This window comes from Moorena sp. SIO3I6, assembly GCF_010672095.1.
This window is the reverse complement of record NZ_JAAHHU010000987.1, coordinates 1-1,823: the sequence shown is the minus strand read 5'-3', so window position 1 is coordinate 1,823 and position 1,823 is coordinate 1. Positions and strand designations below refer to the sequence as shown.

The 1,823-nt window shown below is 46.7% G+C and carries 2 protein-coding genes; one reads left to right on the top strand and one right to left on the bottom strand.

Features of this window, described 5'->3' with window-relative positions; genetic code table 11:
- Positions 1–240: 240 nt before the first annotated feature.
- Entirely contained in the window at positions 241–1,341 is a 1,101-nt protein-coding gene (locus tag F6K49_RS45270; protein ID WP_293059668.1) for an RRXRR domain-containing protein, read from the bottom strand.
- Positions 1,342–1,440: 99 nt separating this feature from the next.
- On the opposite strand from F6K49_RS45270, the gene F6K49_RS45265 reads away from it, so the two are divergent.
- Positions 1,441–1,578 (top strand): hypothetical protein, encoded by a 138-nt coding sequence (locus F6K49_RS45265; RefSeq protein ID WP_293108680.1) that lies wholly within the window; start codon positions 1,441–1,443, stop codon positions 1,576–1,578.
- Positions 1,579–1,823 lie beyond the last annotated feature (245 nt).

The window sequence follows — 1,823 nt, the reverse complement described above, 5'->3', positions numbered from 1 at the left end:
ACTTCAGCCGCTGCTGTAGGTCATCTGGCTCTATTGCTTCCCAGCCAATTCTAGCAAACTCTTCTATTTGTTCTTTAATGGCAAGACCATCTTTCTCTGCCTTGAATTTCTCAAATTTGTTTAGTTTTGCGGCTGGCTTAGCTGCGCTGGTCATCAAATCTTCGCGGCTGGATACCCCATCCCTGGCCGTAGGCCACGCTGCGCGAACGTTCAGGGTGGGGAGGAAAGCCGCGCCTCCATCTAGTAGTTAACAATTAAGCCCGTTGCACGTTTGAGGAGTCGGACTTTCCGGGCTGAAAATTGTCCGATCCGTTTCCAATTAATGTTGCTAACAGAGACTTGTTTTGCCGTCTCACCACTGACCCAACCTCGATAAGTTTTACCAGCTTTAACCGCTTCGACATAATCTCCTTTGCGAAAACCGTGACGAGTGGTTGTCCCCCCGTACTTACGCCGTTTTCCACCTTTAGAAAATTGCAGTAAGTGCAACTGACGGCGGCTGATGGGTGCTCGTCTGACTACAGCGAACAAAGCATTGGTTACGGTGCAGTTCTCTGGGAAACTTACCTTACCGTTGCGATAATAGTAATTCCGACGACGGAAAAAGTGAGTGGCAGCCAGTGCAATTCCGTCTACCCCATGGGTTTCCAGCGTTTGACGACTTTTGTCGGTTTTGTCTTTGGTCAGTCCCAATCCTTCTCGCTTCAATGCCGTCTCCCACCCTTGCTTTCGGGTAACCGGAGCCATCTGTTGTAACTGGGAGATTGCCCAGTGTTGACCTACCATTACGGGAGAGAACCCTTTATTACCGCGTGCTTTGACCACTTCGTAGACAATAGCTTTGACTGGGTATAAACGAAACAGTTCACTCACCACTTGGAATTCGAGCTGACGATTTGCTCGAATGGAAGGGGGAACCTTTTTTGCTATCCGGTTTTCAAAGCGCTTCTGTCTGTGAGCACGTTTGGAATAGGAGACTTTGCGGTTAATCCGACGACTCCGGCGAGTTCTTTCGGCGAAGCCGACGCTACGCGAACGCATAATTCGTCGAGTATCGATCCGGTCACGAACTCTTTTATACGGCAGTACCAAATGCCCCGTCCAAAGAGTAGTGGTTTGAGACTGAACAGCAATGCCAGAAAACAGTTTGCCGGGATCAACTCCAACAGCAATGTCTTGGGTTTGGCTTCCAGATGGTTGATTAACTAATTTAATGGCGAAAATATTTAAATCGTTTGGGTAAACAACGGCAAAACCTTGTTTCAACCAACGACGAGCGCGAGAAGCTTTTGTTGGCATCAGGGGCTTTCCATTAGGTGAAATAACTGGAACTCGTAGCATGGTGATAAACCTCACGAGACAAAGTATTTAGGTTAAAAACCCGTCCCCTCGACCACCAGATTCAAGATGTCCTGTCTAACAGCAACTGACAACACAGTTTTGAAGAGGTTCGGACTGGGGAAGCATCCGAACGTTCGTGCCAGAATTCGGTTCAATGGTCTAGTCAAACCTGAGAAGTTGCTTGTCTTCTCAAGCCCCAACCTGGCCGTAGGCCACGCTTCGCGAACAACGAAGTAGGTTGGGGTTATTGACAGCTGTTCCCTCGTTGCCTTTTGCTCAATTGCCAGAAGTTTTGTCCAGAGCCTCTGATGTCACTACTCTTGATGTTGATAAATTAATTTAAAGTATTGCTAACATTTTGTATATTTTGTTACTAAATACTGATTTTAATTAAAAAAATGCATAAATTAAATGCATAAATTGTATTATGCAGTTAGATCAAGTCTGCCCCTGCTCCCCTGCTGTCATAACCATGGCATTCA

Bases quoted from the DNA above. Each gene is read 5' to 3' on its own strand.
- F6K49_RS45270 (WP_293059668.1), bottom strand. From the start codon at position 1,341: ATGCTACGAGTTCCAGTTATTTCACCTAATGGAAAGCCCCTGATGCCA.